The sequence below is a fragment of the Bradyrhizobium forestalis genome, assembly GCF_002795245.1.
GTDB classification, from domain to species: Bacteria; Pseudomonadota; Alphaproteobacteria; order Rhizobiales; family Xanthobacteraceae; genus Bradyrhizobium; species Bradyrhizobium forestalis.
Genome location: NZ_PGVG01000009.1, coordinates 15,551 through 35,610, shown reverse-complemented (window position 1 = coordinate 35,610; position 20,060 = coordinate 15,551). Strand labels below are relative to the sequence as shown.

The window sequence follows — 20,060 nt, the reverse complement described above, 5'->3', positions numbered from 1 at the left end:
CCCATGACCTTTACGCTGCCCCCACTCCCTTACGCCTATGACGCCCTCGGCCAGTACATGTCGAAGGAGACGCTGGAATATCACCACGACAAGCATCATCAGGCCTACGTCACCAACGGCAACAACGCGCTCAAGGGGACCGAATGGGAAGGCAAGTCCCTTGAAGAGATCGTCAAGGGCTCGTTCGGCAAGAACCCCGCGGTGTTCAACAATGCCGGCCAGCACTACAACCACATCCACTTCTGGAGCTGGATGAAGCCCAATGGCGGCGGCACCAAGCTGCCGGGCAAGCTCGAGAAGAAGATCAACGAGGACCTCGGTGGCTTCGAGAAGTTCAAGACCGACTTCCAGGCGGCCGGCGTCGGCCAGTTCGGCTCCGGCTGGTGCTGGCTCCAGGTCAAGAACGGCAAGCTCGAGATCTCCAAGACCCCGAACGGCGAGAATCCGCTTGTGCACGGCGCCACCCCGATCCTCGGCTGCGACGTCTGGGAGCACTCCTACTACATCGACTATCGCAACCGCCGCCCGGACTATCTCAAGGCGTTCGTGGAAAACCTCGTGAACTGGGAATACGTCGAGTCCCTGTTCGATAAGGCCTGAGTTCTCACTCGTCATTCCGGGGCGATGCGCCAGCATCGAACCCGGAATCCATCGGGCGTCAGTCCGTGTGGACGAATGGATTCCGGGTTCGGCTTCGCCGCCCCGGAATGACAGACAAGGCGGTCGCGTGCGCGGCCGCCTTTTTTGCTGTGCGGAATTGCCCTGCGTGGTGCGCGCATGGGTCTGTCATCACACCGTTTGCATCACCTCGGCGGTACCCTTAATCAGGACGGGCATCCCCTCGATCCGACCCGAGCCCGTTGTTAGAACCTTCCCCGAAAGACCCGGCGCCTGCCGAGGACGCGGAGTCCGAGCCGCGGCCGGGGCGTGTGCGCAAGCCGATCGGCTGGTCGACCATCATCATCGCGGTCCTGGTGGCGGTGAGCGCAGGTCTGGTCTGGCGGCGTGACGGCACCGACGGCGTTCTCGACATCCTCACCCACGATCTCTCGCTGTTCTCAGGCATCCTGCCGCGCGTGCTGGCCGGCTGTCTGCTTGGCGCCTTCATCTCCGAGATCCTGCCGCACGAGAAAGTCTCGCGCTCGCTCGGACCGAAATCCGGCCTGATGGGGCTTCTGATCGGCACCGCCTTCGGCGCGATCCTGCCGGGCGGGCCCTTCACCGCCTATCCCGTGGCGAGCGCGCTGCTCGCGGTCGGCGCCGATTTCGGCGCCACCATCGCCATGGTCGTGAGCTGGACGCTGATCGGCTACGGCCGGGCTGTCGCCTGGGAAATTCCGATCATGGGCACCGATTTCACGCTGTGGCGGATCGTGATTTCGCTGCCGCTGCCGGTGCTCGCCGGCGCCCTCGGCCGCTTCGTCTATATCAGGCTCTATCCGAAGCCGCTCGCGAAGGACGACGAGAGTTGAGCGCGGCGCTCCTAATCGACATCCTGTTGTGGGGCTCGGTGCTCGGCGTCGGCCTGATCGCGTTCCGCCGCGGCCCGCCGGTGTTCAAGGCATCCCTGCGCGAGGGCTCGATGGACTTCATCAACATCGTGCCGCGGATCGCGCTGGGGGTGATCGGCTCCGGCTACATCGCCGCCATCATCCCGCAGGAGGTGATCACCGGCTGGCTCGGGCCGGACAGCGGCTGGCCTGGAGTCGCGACCGCCGTGATCGCCGGCGCGGCCACGCCCGGCGGCCCCGTGGTCGGCTTCTCCATCGGCACCGTGGCGCTGAAGTCGGGCGGTGGGGTGCCGCAAGTGGTCGCGTATGTCGTCGCCTGGGCGCTATTCGCCTTCCAGCGGGTGATTCTGTGGGAAATCCCGTTCATGCCGGCTCGCTTCGTCTGGTTCCGCTGCGCCGTTTCGGTGCCGTTCCCGTTCGTGGCGGCTGCCATCGCCATGGTGATCGGCAAGCCCTGAGCCCGGGCGTGACGCCTTGGGACGTCATTCCGGGGCGGCTCAAAGAGCCGAACTCTGGTGCGCAATTGCGCACCTGAGAATCTCGAGATCCCGGGTTCTATGCTCCGCATAGCCCCGGGATGACGCCTAGAAGCGTGGACAGGGGTAATGTTATAATATAACGTTTCGGGATGGTTCCTACCGCGTCACACGCTCACCATCACGACCATGCCCATGGCCACTCCCATGGCCACGGGCATTCGCATGGGCACGACCACATCCACGCCCATGTTCACGATGTGGCGTCACCGCATCCGGCCCAGGCGGCGCCCTGGTCGATCCTGCGCATGACCATGGCGGGCCGTCTCGCGGCCGCGCTCGCCGTCTGCGCCGTGCTCTGGGGCATCGTCTTCCTGGCGATGAGGTGACCATGGCGGCGCTGCATTTTCACAACGTCACGCTCGGCTATGACCGGCATCCCGCCGTGCACCATCTCAACGGCGAGGTCGCGCGCGGCGCGCTGGTCGCCGTGATCGGTCCGAACGGCGCCGGCAAGTCGACGCTGCTGCGCGGCATCGTCGGCATCCTCAAACCGCTCGACGGCAGCATCCATCTCGGCGGGCTCGACAGCCGAGACATCGCCTATCTGCCGCAAAGCGCGGAGGTCGACCGCAGCTTCCCGATCTCGGTGTTCGATTTCGTCAGCACCGGGCTGTGGCGCGGGGCCGGCCTGTTTGGCGGCATCGGCAAGGCCGCGCGCGACAAGATTCTCCGCGCGATCGGCGCCGTTGGCCTCAGCGGTTTCGAGAACCGTCCGATCGGCACACTCTCTGGCGGCCAGATGCAGCGCGTGCTGTTCGCGCGCGTGCTGCTCCAGGATGCGAGCCTGATCGTGCTCGACGAGCCCTTCAACGCCATCGATGCTAAGACCACGGCCGATCTGCTCGCGCTGGTGAAGCGCTGGCATGGCGAGGGCCGCACCGTGCTCGCCGCGCTGCACGACATGGAGATGGTGCGCAACCATTTCACCGAGACGCTGGTGCTGGCGCGGGGCCCAGTCGCGTGGGGCCCGACGGCGGAGGTGCTGACGCCGGAAAACCTGCTGGTCGCGATGCGGATGTGCGAAGCGTTCGACGACACCGCCGCGGCCTGCGCGGCCGATGATATCAGCTCGCGGGCGGCCTGATATCCGATGATCTATGATGCGCTGATCGGTCCGTTCACCGAATTCGAGTTCATGCGGCGGGCGCTTGCTGCCGTGATCGCGCTGGCGCTGGCCGGCGCGCCGATCGGCGTGTTCCTGATGCTGCGGCGGATGAGCCTCGTCGGCGATGCCATGGCGCATGCAATCCTGCCCGGCGCCGCCGTCGGATTTCTGCTCTCCGGTCTCAACCTGTTCGCGATGACGGCCGGCGGTCTCGTCGCCGGCTTTGCGGTCGCAATTCTCGCCGGTGTGGTCGCGCGCTCGACCGGGCTGAAGGAGGACGCTTCGCTCGCGACCTTCTATCTGGCCTCGCTCGCGCTCGGCGTCACCATCGTCTCGATCAAGGGCACCAATATCGATCTACTCCACGTGCTGTTTGGCAACATCCTCGCGATGGACGATCAGACGCTGCTGGTGGTGGCTTTCAACGCCACGGTCACACTGCTGGTGCTCGCGGTGATCTACCGCCCGCTGGTGATCGAGAGCGTCGATCCGCTGTTCCTGCGCACCGTCAGCCGCGCGGGGGGGCCTGCGCATCTCGCCTTCCTCGCGCTCGTCGTCATCAACCTCGTCAACGGATTTCAGGCGCTCGGAACGCTGCTTGCTGTCGGCCTCATGATATTGCCCGCCGGCATCGCGCGGTTCTGGTCGCGCGATCTCACCGCCATGATCTGCATCGCCGTCGTTGCTGCCGCGGTCTCGGGCTATGCGGGCCTCGTGCTGTCGTTCCAGACCCGGGTGCCATCAGGCCCTGCGGTCATTCTCGTCGCGACGGTGCTCTACGTCGTTTCCGTCCTGTTCGGCCGCATCGGCGGTATCGTCCGGCAGCTGTTTCCCGGCCGGCATCTGGAAGCGTGACGATGCGGCTCATCCTGTTTTGTGCGCTGTTGCTGATTGGCTCGCCGCTGCATGCCGCGGAGCGGCTCAACGTGGTCGCGAGCTTCTCGATCCTCGGCGACTTCGTCCGCAATGTCGGTGGTGACCGTATCAGCCTGACGACACTGGTCGGCCCCGACAGCGACGTCCACGTCTATCCGCCGCCCCCCGCCGATGCGAAGCGAGTCGCGGAGGCGAAGCTCGTCATCGTCAACGGGCTCGGCCTCGAGGGCTGGCTGCCGCGCCTCGTGCAGTCCGCGGGCAGCAAGGCGCAGGTGGTCACGGCAAGCGCCGGCATCGCGCCGCTGAAACTCGGCTCCGCCGCAGATCCCCATGCCTGGCAGTCCATCCCCAACGCCAAGATCTACGTCACCGACATCGCCAATGCGTTGGCCGCCGCGGTCCCGGGTGAGGCGGACTTCTTCCGCGCCCAGGCCAAGGCCTATCTGGAAAAGCTCGAAACACTGGATCGCGAGGTCCGCGACGCCGTGGCGAAACTCCCACCGGGGCGGCGCAAGGTGATCTCCACCCACGACGCCTTCGGCTATTTTTCCGCCGAATACGGTATCCAGTTCATCGCCCCCCTCGGCGTCTCCACGGAAACCGAACCGAGCGCGCGCGACATCGCCGCCATCATCGGCCAGATCAAGGCCCAGAAGATCCCGGCCGTGTTCCTGGAAAATATCAGCGACGACCGCCTGATCCGGCGGATCGCGGCCGAGACCGGGGCAAAGGTCGGCGGGACCCTGATTTCGGACGGTTTGACCGGCGAAAAGGGGCCTGCACCCACTTACATTGACATGGTCAGGCACAATATAAAGGCCCTGACCAGCGCGCTTGACCATTAGGCAGGGGCCGCCTCGCGTCGCGCGAATAAGCCTTAAAGTCCGGAGTTGTTATGTCTGAAGCGACGTCCCAAAAGATTCCCGTGACCGTCCTGACCGGCTATCTCGGTGCCGGCAAGACCACGCTCCTGAACCGCATCCTGTCGGAAAACCACGGCAAGAAATACGCCGTCATCGTCAACGAATTCGGCGAGATCGGCATCGACAACGACCTCATCATCGGCGCCGATGAGGAAGTGTTCGAGATGAACAATGGTTGCATCTGCTGCACCGTGCGCGGCGACCTCGTCCGCATCATGGACGGCCTGATGAAGCGCAAGGGCAAGTTCGACGCCATCATCGTCGAGACCACCGGTCTCGCCGACCCGGCGCCGGTCGCCCAGACCTTCTTCGTCGACGAGGACGTGCAGAAGAACGCGCGGCTCGATGCGGTCGTCACGGTCGCCGACGCAAAGTGGCTGTCCGACCGTTTGAAGGATGCACCCGAGGCCAAGAACCAGATCGCCTTTGCCGACGTGATCGTGCTGAACAAGACCGACCTCGTCAACAAGGGCGAGCTTGCCGAGGTCGAGGCCCGCATTCGCGGCATCAACCCCTATGCGAAACTGCACCGCACCGAGCGCTGCTCGGTGGCGCTGGCCGACGTGCTCGACCGCGGCGCGTTCGATCTCGACCGCATCCTCGACATCGAGCCGGATTTCCTGGAAGCCGACGATCATGACCACGACCATGATCATCACCACCATCACGGCCACGATCATCATCACCATGATCACGGCAATGGCCTGAAGCATTATCACGACGAGGAGATGCAGTCGCTGTCGCTCAAGACCGACAAGCCGCTCGATCCCAACGTGTTCATGCCTTGGCTGCAGAACCTGGTGCAGATCGAGGGCGGCAAGATCCTGCGCTCCAAGGGCATCCTCGCCTTCCACGACGACGAGGACCGTTATGTCTTCCAGGGCGTCCACATGATGCTGGAGGGTAACCACCAGCGGAAGTGGAAGGACGGCGAGCCGCGCGAGAGCCGCCTCATCTTCATCGGCCGCGAATTGCCGGAAGAGGCGATCCGCAAGGGCTTCGAGAGCTGCATCGTCTCGTGATGAAAGAGTTTACGCCGGCTTCCGATTCCGCCTCGATCGTCTCCGTCACCGACCGCGTCAAGCCGGTCGCGCTGGGGATGGCCGTGACCTCGGTGCATTTCCTCGGGCCTCGCGCCGCTTTCGTCGGCGGCGAGGAGAACGTCGCGTTCGTCGACGCGCAGGGTGAGATCGCCACGGTCGCCGTGCACAGCGGCGGCATTCTCTCGGTCGCTTCCGACGGCAAGCGCCTCGTGATGGGCGGCGACGACGGCAAGGTCGTGTCGCTCGATGCCAAGGGCGAGGTGACACTGCTTGCCACCGATCCCAAGCGGCGCTGGATCGACGCAGTGGCGCTGCACGCCGACGGCGCCTTCGCCTGGTCGGCCGGCAAGACCGCGACCGTCAAGAGCGGCAAGACTGAAGAGAAGTCGATCGAAGTGCCCTCGACCGTCGGCGGACTTGCGTTCGCGCCGAAGGGTCTGCGGCTCGCGATCGCGCATTATAACGGCGTGACGCTGTGGTTTCCGAATATGGCGGGATCGGCCGAATTCCTGCCCTGGGCCGGCTCGCATCACGCGGTCACCTTCAGCCCCGACAACAAGTTTCTCGTCACCGCGATGCACGAGCCGGCGCTGCATGGCTGGCGGCTCGCTGATAACCGGCACATGCGCATGACCGGCTATCCCGGCCGGGTCCGCTCGATGTCCTGGAGCGCGGGCGGCAAGGGGCTCGCAACCTCGGGCGCCGACACCGTCATCATCTGGCCGTTCGGCAGCAAGGACGGTCCGATGGGCAAGGAGCCCGCGATGCTTGCCCCGCTACAGGCGCGCGTGTCCGTGGTCGCCTGCCATCCGAAGAACGATATCCTCGCCGCCGGCTACAGCGACGGCACCGTGCTGATGGTGCGGCTGGAGGACGGCGCGGAGATCCTTGTACGCCGCAATGGCACGCCGCCCGTGGCCGCGATCGCCTGGAATGCGAAGGGCACGCTGCTGGCTTTCGCCGACGAAAATGGGGACGGCGGCCTGCTGGAGCTTTAATTCGTCATGGTTCCGGCCGTATAGGAAAACATGCGGTTCCTGACGACCTTCCAGCTTGCGGATTTCGCCGACACGCTGGTCAGCCTGACCACAGCCTTCGTGCTGGGCACGCTGATCGGTGCCGAGCGGCAATACCGCCAGCGCACCGCCGGCCTGCGCACCAACGTGCTGGTCGCGGTCGGCGCTGCCGCCTTCGTCGATCTCGCCATGAATTTGGCAGGCGCGGACGGCGCGGTGCGTGTGATCGCTTATGTCGTGTCCGGCATCGGCTTCCTGGGAGCCGGCGTCATCATGAAGCAGGGCATGGACGTCCGCGGCCTCAACACCGCGGCGACGCTGTGGGCGTCGGCTGCGGTCGGCTCCTGCGCCGGCGCCGACATGATCGCGCAGGCGGCCGCGCTCACCGTGTTCGTGATTGCCGGCAACACCATGCTGCGCCCGCTGGTCAATGCGATCAACCGCATCCCGCTCAATGAGAAGGCACTGGAGGCAACCTACTATTTCAAGCTTGCGGTTGCGGCCGATGCTCTTCCGGACATGCGCGACCGGCTCGTCGAGAAGCTCGAGATCGCGAAATATTCGGTGGCTGATATCGACGTGGCCGAAATCGGCGACGACATCCTGGAGATCGCCGCAAAGCTGGTCGCGACCGCGGTCGACCCGAATGAGCTGAACGCGGTGGCGACTGATCTCCAGCATTTGCCGGGCGTGCGCCACGCGACCTGGGAGGTCAGCACGACCGAGTGAGGGCGGCGTTTTGGCGCGCGAGGAGGCGGTTCCTGCCCTGTCCGTTCGGAACCGGCGCGCCCCAGTTTCGTTGATCCCGGTGGACAAAGGCGGTGATCGATATGCCCGGCCGGGATGACAAGCGCAGACTGAAGCTCGATCTGGCAATTGCCGCTGCGCTGTTCGCAGCAGGCGTCGTGGTGTCGGTGATATCGCTCGCGCAAATCCGCGCCGAAAGCCGGATGGAGATGGCGCAGGGGACGCCGCCGCTTCAGGGCACCCCGTCCGACGATCAAGGTAAGACACCCGCGGAGTCCAAGCCCGGCGGCGACCGGCCGACCACCCCGGCGCCTGAGCCCGCGCGGCCCGATTCCCAGACGCAGGGCGCGGCGGGTGCCGCTAAGCCGGCATTGCCGCAGGCGCCGCCCGAGAAGATCGCGCCGCCGATCGAGAAGAAGTAGGGCGGTCGGCGCACGCTCCCAGCCACACACTCAGTGTCATCGTCCGCGAAGGCGGACGATCCAGTAATCACCAGCATCTCGGTTCAATCACGACCGCCGCGGCGTACTGGATGCCCCGCCTGCGCGGGGCATGACGGCGGTGGGTGAGGCGAGACGTGTCGCGCCTCACCGCACCAGAATATTCCGGAACTGCCAGGGATCGCTCGTATCGATGTCCTCCGGAAACAGTCCCGGACGATCGGTCAGCGGCGTCCAGTCGGTGTAGAAGCCCTTCACCGGGCCGAGATACGGCAGCTGGATTTCCAAGAGGCGATCGAAGTCCATCTCGTCGGCTTCGACGATGCCTTCGTTCGGGTTCTCCAGCGCCCACACCATGCCGCCGAGCACGGCGGAGGTCACCTGCAGGCCGGTGGCGTTCTGATAGGGCGCGAGCTCGCGGGTCTCCTCGATGGAGAGCTGCGAGCCGTACCAATAGGCATTCTTGTCATGGCCGAACAGCAGCACGCCGAGCTCGTCGATGCCGTCGACGATCTCGTTCTCGTCGAGGATGTGGTGCTTCTCCTGCATCTTCCCGGCGCGGCCGAACATTTCATGCAGGGACAGCACGGCATCATCGGCCGGATGATAGGCATAGTGGCAGGTCGGCCGGTAGATCGCCTTGCCCGACGCGTCGCGCACGGTGAAATAATCGGCGATCGAGATCGACTCATTGTGGGTGACGAGGAAGCCATACTGGGCCCCGCGGGTCGGGCACCAGGTGCGCACGCGCGTGTTGGCGCCGGGCTGCATCAGATAGATGGCGGCGCCGCAGCCGGCCTCGTGGGTCCGCGCATTCTCGGGCATCCATTTTTCATGGGTGCCCCAGCCGAGCTCGGACGGCTGCACGCCTTCCGACAGAAAACCTTCCACCGACCAGGTGTTGACGAAGACATCGGGCTCCTTCGGCTTCTTCGAGCGCTGGGTGTCGCGTTCGGCGATGTGGATGCCCTTGATGCCGGCCTGCCGCATCAAATCCGCCCATTCGGCCTTGGTCTTTGGCCTGGGGGCATTGAGCTTCAGATCAGCGGCGACATTGAGCAGCGCCTGCTTGACGAAGAAGGAGACCATGCCGGGATTGGCGCCGCAGCAGGAGACGGCCGTGGTCGAGCCGGCGGAGCGGGCCTTCTTGGCGGCCAGCGTCACTTCGCGCAGCGCGTAGTTGGAGCGCGCTTCCGGGCCCTTCGACGCGTCGAAATAGAAGCCGAGCCAGGGCTCGTTGACGGTGTCGATGTAGAGCGCGCCGAGCTCGTTGCAGAGCTCCATGATGTCGGTTGAGCCGGTATCGACCGAGAGATTGACGCAAAAGCCCTGGCCGCCGCCCTCGGTGAGCAGCGGGGTCAGCACCTCGCGATAATTGTCCTTGGTCAGGCCCTTCTGGATGAAGCGGACATTGTGCTTCTCGCAAAGCGCCTTGCGGCCCTCGTCCTTGGGATCGAGCACGGTGATGCGCGACTTGTCATAGTCGAGATGCCGCTCGATTAGCGGCAGCGTGCCTTTGCCGATGGAGCCGAAGCCGACCATGACGATGGGGCCGGTGATCTTCGCGTAGATCTGCGAGGGAGGGCTCATGGGATGGTTTCTCCGGAACGTGCTGGCGGACAAAGGGTGTGTGGATCAGGCGCTGCGGCGCTTGTCAGATGCTGCGGCGCTTGGCGGTGACTTCGATCTCGACCTTCATCTCGGGCTTGGCGAGGGCGCTGACGACCAGCAAGGTCGCAGCCGGCCTGATGTCACCGAGAACCTCGCCGCAGACGGCGAAGTGGGCATCGATGTAGCTGGCGTCGGTGACGTAGTAGGTCGCGCGGACGATATCGGCCATCTCGAATCCGCCCTCCTTCAGGGCGGCTGCGATGGTCTTGAAGCAGTTGCGTGACTGGCTCGTGACATCGGCCGGCATCGTCATCGTGGTGTAGTCGTAGCCGGTTGTTCCCGCGACGAAGGCGAACTCGCCGTCGATCACGGCGCGGCTATAGCCGACCGTCTTCTCGAGGGGAGAGCCGGTGGAGATCAGGCGACGGGACATGGTCAGGGACCTCGACAGAAGGGTGTTTTGCGGGGTTAAAGGGCGTTTCCGGCGCCTGTGCAACCCCAAAGGAAAGGGCTTGGCGCAGGCGCAGCGGAGCGTTGCCGCTCCATGCGGCCTTCGGCCTTCGCTATCAGAGCGATCCGTTAGGCCGCGTGCGCCTGGAGGGCGCGAACCGACCTCCGTTTGGGCAAGGCCGCACCGGTCGGCACGATCATCCCTGCGGCCCCATCCAGCGCACCTTCGGCGAACTCGATCGCCAGCAGGCGGTCGCGCTCGAATGGGCCGGGCAGCGACAGCTCGGCCGTCTTCTCGGTCGAGAAGCCGAAGCGCGCGTAATAGGGGGCATCGCCGAGCAGGATCACGGCTTCATGCCCGCGCGCCCGGGCGGCGGCCAGCGCTTGATGCATCAGCGCGGCGCCGATCCCGAGCTCGCGGCAGGCAGGGTCCACCGCCAGCGGTCCAAGGACCAGAGCGGGCCTGCCTCCGGCGCTGACATGCCACAGCCGCACGGTTCCCACGAGCTTGCCCTCACGCATCGCCGACAGGGCAAGGCCTGCGGCAGGTGCACGTCCGTCGCGCAGGCGCTGGCAGGTGCGGTCATGGCGGTTTTCGCCAAAGCAGGCATCCAGCAGCGCTTCACGGACGGCGACGTCGACAGCACGTTCCGCACGGATCGCGAACGGAGCGGCTTTCGAGGTGAGGGCGAGTTGTGGCTTCCGAGGAGCAGTCATGGCACGTCAGTCCCCGCTTGAATCCGTGCGCCAAGGGCACGCGGACTCGAGCGTCGTCAGAATGGCAATGTCGGGAAGGGAGCCGGCAAGCCGGCTCCCGGGTTCGTCAGGCCTCAGACAGAGAGGCGGATCAGATGTGGTAGGTCTTCAGCGGCGGAATGCCGTTGAACGCCACCGACGAGTAGGTCGACGTATAGGCCCCGGTGCCTTCGATCAGCACCTTGTCGCCGATCTCGAGCGTCACGGGAAGCGGATACGGGGTCTTCTCGTACAGCACGTCGGCGCTGTCGCAGGTCGGACCTGCGAGCACGCACGGCGTCATGTCCGCGCCGTCGTGACGGGTGCGGATGGCGTAGCGGATCGACTCGTCCATGGTCTCGGCGAGACCGCCGAACTTGCCGATGTCCAGGTACACCCAGCGCACCTCGTCCTCGTCGCTCTTCTTCGAGATCAGCACGACCTCGGATTCGATGACGCCGGCGTTGCCCACCATGCCGCGGCCCGGCTCGATGATGGTCTCCGGGATCTGGTTGCCGAAGTGCTTGCGCAGCGCGCGGAAGATCGAGCGGCCGTAGGTCACCACCGGCGGCACGTCCTTCAGGTACTTGGTCGGGAAGCCGCCCCCCATGTTGACCATGGTGAGGTTGATGCCGCGCTCGGCGCAGTCGCGGAACACCTGCGAGGCCATCGCCAGCGCGCGGTCCCACGCCTTCACCTTGCGCTGCTGCGAGCCGACATGGAAGGAGATGCCGCACGGCTCCAGGCCCAGGCGCTTGGCAGCGTCGAGCACCTCGACCGCCATTTCCGGGTCGCAGCCGAACTTGCGCGACAGCGGCCACTCGGCGCCGGCGCAGTCATAGAGGATGCGGCAGAACACCTTCGCAGCCGGCGCGGCACGGGCGACCTTCTCGACCTCGGCGGCGCAGTCGACCGCGAACAGCCGGATGCCGAGCGCGAAGGCGCGCGCGATGTCGCGCTCCTTCTTGATCGTGTTGCCGAAGGAGATGCGGTCGGGCGTCGCACCCGCGGCCAGCGCCATCTCGATCTCCGCGACGGTCGCGGTGTCGAAGCAGGAGCCCATGGACGCGAGCAGGGCCAGCACTTCCGGCGCCGGGTTCGCCTTGACGGCGTAGAACACGCGGCTGTCGGGCAGCGCCTTGGCGAAGCTCTGGTAATTGTCGCGCACGACCTCGAGGTCGACGACGAGGCACGGCTCGGTGTCGAGGCCATCCTTGCGGCGGTTGCGCAGGAATTCCTGGATACGTTCGGTCATGGCACTCTCCAACGGTCCCAGCGACGGGAGCCGTATCAACGTGACGTCTGATGAGAGCGCTTCGGCCACACCGCGCGATGGAGGCGCGTTGAGGACAAAAAACTCAAACCAGACTGTGCTGCCGTGGATTGGTTGGGAGAGATTCCCGCCCGCACACCTGGCAATGAAGGACAAGCCTTTTCAGTAGCCCGCGCCGGCGTTGGACTGCCGGTAGAGACCAAAAAAGCCCGATCCGTCGTTGCTTTAAGTCGCGTCCCCCGTTGAGAGCGGGGTGCGCCGGTTCGCCTCCGGCTGCCAGTCACGGTTGCAAAGAGCGAAGTCACCTTCGACATGGCATCTCTTTGAGAGAGATGCTGGACGCTTCGGGTTTGCTTCGGTCGCTCGACTCTGCAGTCTCGACTTCCGCACTTCCGAAGAGCCCCTCGGCTTCTTCACCCCTTGGCGGCTGTCCGGCCTCTTGTCCGGATACCTACCGACTGACACACGACCACAGGCACGTGCGAAATTGGGCAAGTCCGCACATAAGCGTTTTGACTCTGGTTCGCAAGAATTTTTTTAGGCTGAGAACAGAATTGCCTAACATCTGCTTGCGCAGTGTTGCGCGAGCGACGCGGAAGATGAACGCGCGTTAAGTTTTCAATGCACAGCGCGTGTTGCTCGCGCGCGAGAAGCGTCAGCCGCGCTTCGTGAAGGGCTCGACGCGCTGAGCGCCGCGGATGAAGGCGGTCATCACGAGCACGCCGAGTGTGAACAACACGGCTTGGAGGATGTGCGCGCCCTGGTCTCCGAGACCGAACAGGATCGCGAGCGCCCAGCCGCCGGCAAACGCCGCGCCGAACACCTCGGCGCCGATCAGGATGGCGGCGCTGATGACGGTGATGACGCTGGGCCAGACGATCTGGCGGGACGAGGAAGAAGGCGCGTTCATGGGGCTCAGGGGTCCTGACTTCGAGGGCCGCAATCTCCCCGAAAAGGCGGCCGGGAGCAAGGGCAAATGGCCCAAAAAAGCCCCATCGCGTGCTATAGCTGGCCGCAACAATCGAGCCACGAAAACCGGACTTGTGATGTCAGAATCCCGCCAAATTACCGACGCCGAGACCAACCCGCTGCTGAAGGCCTGGGTGAAGCCGTTTGCGACCCCGCCCTTCGACGAGATCAAGCCCGAGCACTTCCTGCCGGCGTTCGAGCAGGCCTTTGCGGACCATGCCGCCGAGATCACGGCGATCACCAGTGATCCGGCGGCGCCCGACTTCGCCAACACCATCACGGCGCTGGAGCGCTCGGGCAAGCTGCTGAGCAAGGTTGCGGCGGTGTTCTACGACCTCGTCTCGGCGCATTCCAACCCGGCCATCCTGGAGATCGACAAGGAGGTCTCCTTACGGATGGCGCGGCACTGGAATCCGATCATGATGAACGCCGTGCTGTTCGGCCGCATCGCCCAGCTGCACGAGAACCGCGCCTCGCTCTGTCTTTCGCCCGAGCAGCTCCGCCTGCTGGAGCGCACCTACACCCGCTTCCACCGTGCCGGCGCCGGCCTCTCCGAAGAAGCCAAGGCGCGGATGGCCGAGATCAACGAGAGGCTGGCCCAGCTCGGCACCGGCTTCAGCCACCATCTGCTCGGCGACGAGCAGGACTGGGTCATGGAGCTCGGGGAGGCCGACCGCCAGGGCCTGCCGGAGAGCTTTGTCGCCGCTGCCAAGGCTGCGGCGGAAGAGCGCGGCATGGCCGGCAAGGCCATCGTCACGCTGTCGCGCTCCTCGGTCGAGACGTTCCTGAAGAGCTCGGCACGGCGTGACCTCCGCGAGAAGGTCTACAAGGCCTTCATCGCGCGTGGCGACAACGGCAACGCCAATGACAACAATGGAACCATCGTCGAGATCCTGAAGCTGCGCGAGGAGAGCGCCAAGCTTCTGGGCTACCCGACTTTCGCCGCCTACCGGCTCGAAGATTCCATGGCCAAGACGCCGGAAGCGGTGCGGGGCCTCTTGGAGCGGGTCTGGAAGCCGGCGAGGGCACGCGCGCTCGCCGACCGCGACGAGATGCAGGCGCTGATCACGGAAGAGGGCGGCAATTTCAAGCTCGCGCCCTGGGACTGGCGCTTCTACGCCGAGAAACTGCGCCTTCAGCGCGCCAATTTCGACGACGCCGCGATCAAGCCCTATCTTTCGCTCGACCACATGATTGCCGCCGCCTTCGACTGCGCCACGCGCCTGTTCGGCATTACCTTCGAGGAGCGCAAGGACATTCCGGTCTGGCATCCCGACGTCCGGGTCTGGGAGGTGAAGGGGCCGGACGGCAAGCACAAGGCGCTGTTCTATGGCGACTACTTCGCCCGGCCGTCGAAGCGCTCCGGCGCCTGGATGACCTCGCTGCGCGACCAGCAGAAGCTCGACGGCGACGTCGCGCCGCTGGTGCTCAACATCTGCAATTTCGCCAAGGGCGCCGGCGGCGAGCCCTCGCTGCTGTCGCCCGACGATGCCCGCACCCTGTTCCACGAGTTCGGCCACGGCCTGCACGGCATGCTCTCCAACGTGACCTATCCCTCGCTGTCGGGCACGTCAGTGTTCACCGACTTCGTCGAGCTGCCGTCGCAGCTCTACGAGCACTGGCAGGAGCGGCCCGAGGTGCTGCAGAAGTTCGCCTGCCACTACCAGACCGGTGAGCCGCTGCCCGACGATCTGCTGCAACGCTTCCTTGCCGCGCGAAAATTCAACCAGGGCTTTGCCACGGTCGAGTTCGTCTCCTCGGCGCTGATCGACCTCGAATTCCACACCCAGCCGGCCGAGGCTGCCGCGGACGTCCGCGCCTTCGAGAAGAAGGAGTTGGAGAAGATCGGCATGCCCGAGGAGATCGCGCTGCGTCACCGGCCCACACAGTTCGGCCACATCTTCACCGGTGACCACTATGCCGCGGGCTATTACAGCTACATGTGGTCGGAGGTGATGGACGCCGATGCCTTCGGCGCGTTCGAGGAGGCCGGCGACATTTTCGATCCGGCCGTGGCCAAGCGCCTGCACGACGACATCTACTCTTCCGGCGGATCGGTCGATCCGGAGGCCGCTTACGAGGCCTTCCGCGGCCGCCCGCCCGAGCCGGACGCGCTGCTGCGCCGCCGCGGCCTGCTCGAAACGGCGAAGGCCGCCTGATGGGCATGCGCGCCATGTTCGGATGGCTGCTCGTCGCTGGCCTGTTGCTCGCCGCGGGCACGGCGAGCGCGCATCCGCATGTCTGGATCACCGCGACCAGCGAATTGCTCTACGCGGCCGACGGCTCGATCACCGGCGTGCGCCACGCCTGGACCTTCGACGACATGTTCTCGGCCTATGCGGTGCAGGGGCTCGAGAGCAAGACCAAGGGCGCCTACACAAGCGAGGAGCTCAAGCCGCTGGCACAGACCAACGTCGAGTCGCTCAAGGAATACGCCTACTTCACCTTTGCGCGAGCCGACGGCAAGAAGGAGCGATTCCAGGAGCCGGTCGACTACTTCCTCGACTACAAGGATACGGTGCTGACCCTCCATTTCACGCTGCCGCTGAAGAACCCGGTCAAGCCCAGGCAGCTGGTGCTCGAAGTGTTCGACCGCTCCTTCTTCATCGACTTCCAGATGGCCAAGGACAGTCCGATCAAGCTGGTCGGTGCGCCCGCGGGCTGCCAGATGAAGCTGGAACGGCCGAACGACGGCACCGCGAGCGCGCAGAAGCTCAACGAGCAGACCTTCCTGAACGGCGAGAACTCGAATTTCGGCATGATGTTCGCCAACAAGATCACGGTGGATTGTCCTTGAGGCCGCAACTCTCTCCGCTCGGGCGCGGGCTGCTCGCTGGCGCCGCAATTGTCCTCGTGCTCGGCGTGGCGGACGCCGCACTTCACGATCTGCTCGCGCAAAATCCGTTTGGCGCGCCGCGGCCCGCGCAGGCGGCCGAACCCGAGGCCAGCGGCCTCGTCGGCTGGCTGCTGGCAAAGCAGTCGGAGTTCTATCGCCAGATGTCGGCGACGATCCGGGCCGCGAAGTCCGATGGCTCGGCGGTGTGGACGCTGCTGTTCATCTCCTTCGCCTACGGCATCTTCCACGCCGCCGGTCCCGGCCACGGCAAGGCGGTGATCGCCTCCTATCTCGTCGCCAACCGCGAGACCGCGCGCCGCGGCATCGCGCTGTCGTTTGCCTCCGCGCTGATGCAGTCGCTGGTCGCGATCCTCATCGTCGGCATTTCGGCCTGGGTGCTGAATGCGACGGCGAAAACCATGTGCAAGGCGGAAGGGGTGATCGAGATCGCGAGCTACGCCCTGATCGCGCTGTTCGGCCTGCGCCTGGTCTGGGTCAAGGGCGGCGCCTTCATCCGCGCACTCCAGACGAGCCAGCCGGTGCCGGCGATTGCGGGCGTGCCGCACGATCATGACCACGATCACCACCATCATCATGATGCGCATGATCATCACGGCCATGATCATCATCACCACGATCATCACGGTCACGACCACGCCCACCACCACGCGCACGCTCACGTCCATGATGAGCATTGCGGCCACTCCCATGGCCCCACCCCCAGCGAGCTCGCCGGCCCCGGCGGCTGGCGGCGCGGCTTTGCGGCGATCCTCACCGTCGGCATCCGCCCCTGCTCCGGCGCCATCCTGGTGCTGGTGTTCGCGCTGGCGCAGGGCCTGTTCTGGGCCGGCATCGCCGCGACCTTCCTGATGGGATTGGGCACCGCGATCACGGTCGCGGCCATCGCGGTCGTCGCCGTCTCCGCCAAGGACATCGCCGCCCGCCTCAGCGCCGGACACGACGGCGGCGGCGCGCTGTTCATGCGCGGCATCGAGTTCGGCGCCGCCGGCCTGGTCCTGCTGTTCGGCGTCGGCCTGCTGTTCGGTTACATCGCCGCCGAGCGGACAACGTGCTTCTAGGGATACTCGTGCCCCGGACGCAGCGCAGCGTCCCTTCGACGGTGCGCTGCAGAGCCGGGGCCCACCTCTCCGCACGCTCGGTGGCGTCCTCTGGTTCCCGGCTCTGCGGAGCAGCGCAAGGGCGCTGCACCGCGTCCGGGACACGGTCTCACGACCTCACCCCGGCAGAAACCGCTTCAGCATCGGCATGAAGAAGATCCCTAGATTGATCGCAAAGCCGATGGTCCAGAGGATCGAGCGCAGCGTCGGGCGGTTGCCGAGATAGGTCAGCACATAGGCGATCCGCACGATCAGGAACAGCGCGGCGAGCTCGTCGATCAGCCGCTGCGGCGAATCCCTGTATTCGGCGAGCAGCACCGCGAAGGCGAAGAACGGGAACGTCTCGATGCCGTTCTGGTGCGCGCCGAGCGCGCGTTGCGAGAGGGCGTCCTCGTAGAACGCGGGGTCGCGTGGCCGGGAATTGTCGAAGCGGCGAAACCTGATCCATTTGATCGAGGCGATCGTCAAGAGATAGAGCAGCAGCGCTCCGAAGACGCACCATTCCGCGAGTGTCATCTTTCCTCCCCCCGCTTGGGTGCGACCCTAGCGAACCCCGGCTCATCTTGACAAGTTCGGACCAACGCGCGACCCACAGAGCCATGACCAGCGTCGTCCCCATCGAAAGCGCGAATCCGGCGGCCGATTCCGCCTTGCCGCGCGTTGGCGTGCTCCTGATCAATCTCGGAACGCCGGATACGGCCGATGCGCCGGGCGTGCGGGTCTATCTCAAGGAGTTCCTCAGTGACGCCCGTGTCATCGAGGACCAGGGCCTGATCTGGAAGCTGGTGCTGAACGGGATCATCCTGCGCCGTCGTCCCCGCACCAAGGCCCTCGACTACCTCAAGATATGGAACACTGAGCGGGATGAGTCGCCGCTGAAAACCATCACGCGCTCGCAACGCGACAAGCTCGCAGCCGCCTTGTCGGACCGCGACCACGTCGTTGTCGATTGGGCGATGCGCTACGGCAATCCCTCGATCAAATCGGGCATCGACGCGCTGATCGCGAAAGGCTGCGAGCGTATCCTCGCCGTGCCGCTCTATCCGCAATATTCGGCCTCGACCTCGGCGACCGTCTGCGACGAGGTGTTCCGCGTGCTCGCGCAGCTGCGCAACCAGCCGACGCTGCGGGTGACGCCGCCCTACTATGACGATGCGGCCTATATCGAGGCGCTCGCGACCTCGATCGAGGCGCATCTGGCGACGCTGTCCTTCAAGCCGGAGCTGATCGTGGCGTCCTTCCACGGCATGCCGAAATCCTATGTCGAGAAGGGCGATCCCTATCAGCAGCACTGCATCGCGACGACAGAGGCGCTGCGCCGCCGGCTCGGCATGGATGAGACAAGACTGCTGCTGACCTTCCAGTCCCGCTTCGGCAATGACGAGTGGCTCCAGCCCTACACCGACAAGACGATGGAGCGGCTCGCCAAGCAAGGCGTGCGCCGCATCGCGGTGGTGACGCCGGGCTTTTCCGCCGATTGCCTGGAGACGCTGGAGGAGATCGCGCAGGAGAACGCCGAGATCTTCAAGCACAATGGCGGCGAGCAGTTTTCCGCGATCCCCTGCCTCAACGACAGCGCACCAGGCATGGACGTGATCCGCATCCTGGTGCTGCGCGAGCTTCAGGGCTGGATCTGATGGGCGCCCGATGAATCGCCGCGAGTGCCTGGCGCTTCTTGGGATGATCGTGGCGCTGCCAGCTCCGGTACTGGGGCAGCAGCCGAACGCGGCGCGGCGGCTCGGCGTGCTCTCGGTCACGGCTGCCGATGACGTGATCGGGCAGGCCCGCAGCACGATCCTGGTCGAGGCGCTCGCCGGCCAGGGCTGGAAGGAGCGCGACAACCTCACGATCGATTGGCGCAGCGGCGGCGGTGACCGCGCCCGCATCGCGGAGCTTGCGGACGAGTTGATCGCGCTCAAGCCTGACATCCTGCTCGCGGTCGGCACGCCCTCGGTCGAGGAGCTGCGTCGGCGCACGACGACGATCCCCATCGTGTTCGCCGTGGTCACCGATCCCGTCAGCCAGGGGTTTGTCGAAAATCTCGCGCATCCCGGTGGCAACATCACCGGCTTCACCGATTATGACGGTCCGCTCGCCGGCAAATGGCTGGAGATGCTGACCCAAGTCACGCCGCCTGTCCGCCGCGTGTTCGTCGTCTACAATCCCGCCACCGCGCCGTTCGCGCCGCTGATGCTGCGCACGATCGAGGCCGCCGCACGGACGCTGCGCCTGACCGTCGAGCCCGCGCCCGTCCATGACGCCGCCTCGATCGGGGCGCTGGCTTCCCGGAAAGACGGCGCCATCCTGGTCTTGCCGGACTTCTTCACCATGGCCAACCGCGCGCAACTGCTCTCGGCGATCGCGCAGGCGCGCGTGCCCGCGGTGTTCTGGAGCCGGACCTTCGTCGACGAGGGTGGGCTGATGTCCTACAGCACCGACAGCGCCGAGCAGCTCCGGCGCGCGGCTTCCTATATCGACCGCATTCTGAAGGGCGCGCACGCGGCCGACCTCCCGGTCCAGAACCCCACCAAGTTCGAGCTCGCGCTCAACCTGAAGACAGCCAGGGCGCTCGGCGTCACGCTGTCCCCGGGCCTGCTCGCAATTGCGAATGACGTGATCGAATGAAGCCGCGCGTGGCAGACGCTGGCCTGCTTCGTTAATTTCCGCTGCCAAAGCATGATCCGGAAAAGTGCGAAGCGGTTTTCCGAAAAAGATCATGCGTAAACAACGACCTAAAGCGCGGTGACGATTCATCCAGATTTTCATTGCGCTTTAGGTCTGCGCCCCCGCGCTTTCAAGAGCCGCTCGCAAATACATATCGAGATCGTTCTCTCCCGCGCCGTCTTGTGCAGAATTGCGCCTATACCG

At 65.4% G+C, this 20,060-nt stretch carries 22 protein-coding genes; 16 read left to right on the top strand and 6 right to left on the bottom strand.

What is annotated here, in order from left to right; genetic code table 11:
* The first annotated feature begins 3 nt into the window (after positions 1-3).
* The 11 genes from CVM73_RS13085 to CVM73_RS40305 all read left to right on the top strand — a co-directional run bounded on the left by CVM73_RS13085 (position 4) and on the right by CVM73_RS40305 (position 8,182).
* Positions 4-600 carry a superoxide dismutase gene (locus CVM73_RS13085; RefSeq protein ID WP_026312923.1) on the top strand — a complete coding sequence of 199 codons (597 nt, stop codon included), beginning with the start codon at positions 4-6 and terminating at the stop codon, positions 598-600.
* Between the two features lie 260 nt (positions 601-860).
* Positions 861-1,472, top strand: a complete 612-nt coding sequence (locus tag CVM73_RS13080; RefSeq protein ID WP_100232406.1) for a permease — start codon at positions 861-863, stop codon at positions 1,470-1,472.
* The gene (locus CVM73_RS13075) at positions 1,469-1,969 is read left to right on the top strand and encodes a hypothetical protein (RefSeq protein ID WP_100232405.1); all 501 of its coding nucleotides are present in this window, start codon (positions 1,469-1,471) and stop codon (positions 1,967-1,969) included. Before CVM73_RS13080 ends, CVM73_RS13075 begins: the two co-directional genes overlap by 4 nt.
* Positions 1,970-2,139: 170 nt before the next feature.
* Positions 2,140-2,376 carry a hypothetical protein gene (locus tag CVM73_RS13065; protein ID WP_100232404.1) on the top strand — a complete coding sequence of 79 codons (237 nt, stop codon included), beginning with the start codon at positions 2,140-2,142 and terminating at the stop codon, positions 2,374-2,376.
* Positions 2,377-2,378: 2 nt separating this feature from the next.
* Complete coding sequence (locus CVM73_RS13060; RefSeq protein ID WP_167406814.1) at positions 2,379-3,134, top strand: metal ABC transporter ATP-binding protein; 756 nt, start codon at positions 2,379-2,381, stop codon at positions 3,132-3,134.
* A 6-nt stretch (positions 3,135-3,140) separates the two neighbouring features.
* Positions 3,141-4,010: a metal ABC transporter permease gene (locus CVM73_RS13055; RefSeq protein ID WP_100232402.1), complete on the top strand. Its 870-nt coding sequence runs from the start codon at positions 3,141-3,143 to the stop codon at positions 4,008-4,010.
* Positions 4,011-4,012: 2 nt separating this feature from the next.
* Positions 4,013-4,876, top strand: coding sequence for a metal ABC transporter substrate-binding protein (locus tag CVM73_RS13050; protein ID WP_100232401.1), 864 nt, complete (start codon positions 4,013-4,015; stop codon positions 4,874-4,876).
* Positions 4,877-4,926: 50 nt separating this feature from the next.
* Positions 4,927-5,976, top strand: a complete 1,050-nt coding sequence (locus CVM73_RS13045) for a CobW family GTP-binding protein (protein WP_100232400.1) — start codon at positions 4,927-4,929, stop codon at positions 5,974-5,976.
* Entirely contained in the window at positions 5,976-6,995 is a 1,020-nt protein-coding gene (locus tag CVM73_RS13040) for a WD40 repeat domain-containing protein (RefSeq protein ID WP_167406813.1), read from the top strand. Before CVM73_RS13045 ends, CVM73_RS13040 begins: the two co-directional genes overlap by 1 nt.
* A 30-nt stretch (positions 6,996-7,025) precedes the next feature.
* The gene (locus CVM73_RS13035) at positions 7,026-7,742 is read left to right on the top strand and encodes an MgtC/SapB family protein (protein ID WP_100232398.1); all 717 of its coding nucleotides are present in this window, start codon (positions 7,026-7,028) and stop codon (positions 7,740-7,742) included.
* Between the two features lie 101 nt (positions 7,743-7,843).
* A complete protein-coding gene (locus CVM73_RS40305; RefSeq protein WP_167406827.1) occupies positions 7,844-8,182 on the top strand; it encodes a hypothetical protein in 339 nt (112 codons plus the stop codon).
* A gap of 165 nt (positions 8,183-8,347) precedes the next feature.
* Here the strand turns inward: CVM73_RS40305 and CVM73_RS13025 are convergent, their stop codons facing one another.
* The 5 genes from CVM73_RS13025 to CVM73_RS13000 all read right to left on the bottom strand — a co-directional run bounded on the left by CVM73_RS13025 (position 8,348) and on the right by CVM73_RS13000 (position 13,179).
* On the bottom strand, positions 8,348-9,790 hold the full coding sequence (locus CVM73_RS13025; protein ID WP_100232397.1) for a homospermidine synthase: 1,443 nt from the start codon (positions 9,788-9,790) through the stop codon (positions 8,348-8,350).
* Positions 9,791-9,854: 64 nt separating this feature from the next.
* Positions 9,855-10,244, bottom strand: coding sequence for a RidA family protein (locus CVM73_RS13020; RefSeq protein ID WP_100232396.1), 390 nt, complete (start codon positions 10,242-10,244; stop codon positions 9,855-9,857).
* Positions 10,245-10,390: 146 nt separating this feature from the next.
* Positions 10,391-10,978, bottom strand: a complete 588-nt coding sequence (locus CVM73_RS13015; protein WP_100232395.1) for a GNAT family N-acetyltransferase — start codon at positions 10,976-10,978, stop codon at positions 10,391-10,393.
* Between the two features lie 130 nt (positions 10,979-11,108).
* Entirely contained in the window at positions 11,109-12,251 is a 1,143-nt protein-coding gene (locus tag CVM73_RS13010; RefSeq protein ID WP_100232394.1) for a type III PLP-dependent enzyme, read from the bottom strand.
* Between the two features lie 673 nt (positions 12,252-12,924).
* A complete protein-coding gene (locus tag CVM73_RS13000) occupies positions 12,925-13,179 on the bottom strand; it encodes a hypothetical protein (RefSeq protein WP_100232393.1) in 255 nt (84 codons plus the stop codon).
* 136 nt (positions 13,180-13,315) lie between these two features.
* On the opposite strand from CVM73_RS13000, the gene CVM73_RS12995 reads away from it, so the two are divergent.
* Genes CVM73_RS12995 through CVM73_RS12985 form a run of 3 tightly spaced genes read left to right on the top strand, consistent with a single transcriptional unit; the run spans position 13,316 to position 17,153 of the window.
* Entirely contained in the window at positions 13,316-15,397 is a 2,082-nt protein-coding gene (locus tag CVM73_RS12995) for a M3 family metallopeptidase (RefSeq protein ID WP_100232392.1), read from the top strand.
* The gene (locus CVM73_RS12990) at positions 15,397-16,035 is read left to right on the top strand and encodes a DUF1007 family protein (protein ID WP_100232391.1); all 639 of its coding nucleotides are present in this window, start codon (positions 15,397-15,399) and stop codon (positions 16,033-16,035) included. Before CVM73_RS12995 ends, CVM73_RS12990 begins: the two co-directional genes overlap by 1 nt.
* Positions 16,032-17,153 carry a nickel/cobalt transporter gene (locus CVM73_RS12985; RefSeq protein ID WP_208639196.1) on the top strand — a complete coding sequence of 374 codons (1,122 nt, stop codon included), beginning with the start codon at positions 16,032-16,034 and terminating at the stop codon, positions 17,151-17,153. The genes CVM73_RS12990 and CVM73_RS12985 overlap by 4 nt, the downstream gene beginning before the upstream one ends.
* Before the next feature lie 156 nt (positions 17,154-17,309).
* Here CVM73_RS12985 and CVM73_RS12980 read toward each other — a convergent pair whose 3' ends face one another.
* On the bottom strand, positions 17,310-17,708 hold the full coding sequence (locus CVM73_RS12980) for an MAPEG family protein (protein WP_100232389.1): 399 nt from the start codon (positions 17,706-17,708) through the stop codon (positions 17,310-17,312).
* 83 nt (positions 17,709-17,791) lie between these two features.
* Between CVM73_RS12980 and hemH the strand changes: the two genes are divergently transcribed.
* Both hemH and CVM73_RS12970 read left to right on the top strand, forming a co-directional pair.
* Positions 17,792-18,829 carry a ferrochelatase gene (hemH, locus tag CVM73_RS12975; RefSeq protein WP_100232388.1) on the top strand — a complete coding sequence of 346 codons (1,038 nt, stop codon included), beginning with the start codon at positions 17,792-17,794 and terminating at the stop codon, positions 18,827-18,829.
* A 10-nt stretch (positions 18,830-18,839) separates the two neighbouring features.
* Positions 18,840-19,817 carry an ABC transporter substrate-binding protein gene (locus CVM73_RS12970; protein ID WP_100232387.1) on the top strand — a complete coding sequence of 326 codons (978 nt, stop codon included), beginning with the start codon at positions 18,840-18,842 and terminating at the stop codon, positions 19,815-19,817.
* The last annotated feature ends 243 nt before the right edge of the window (positions 19,818-20,060 follow it).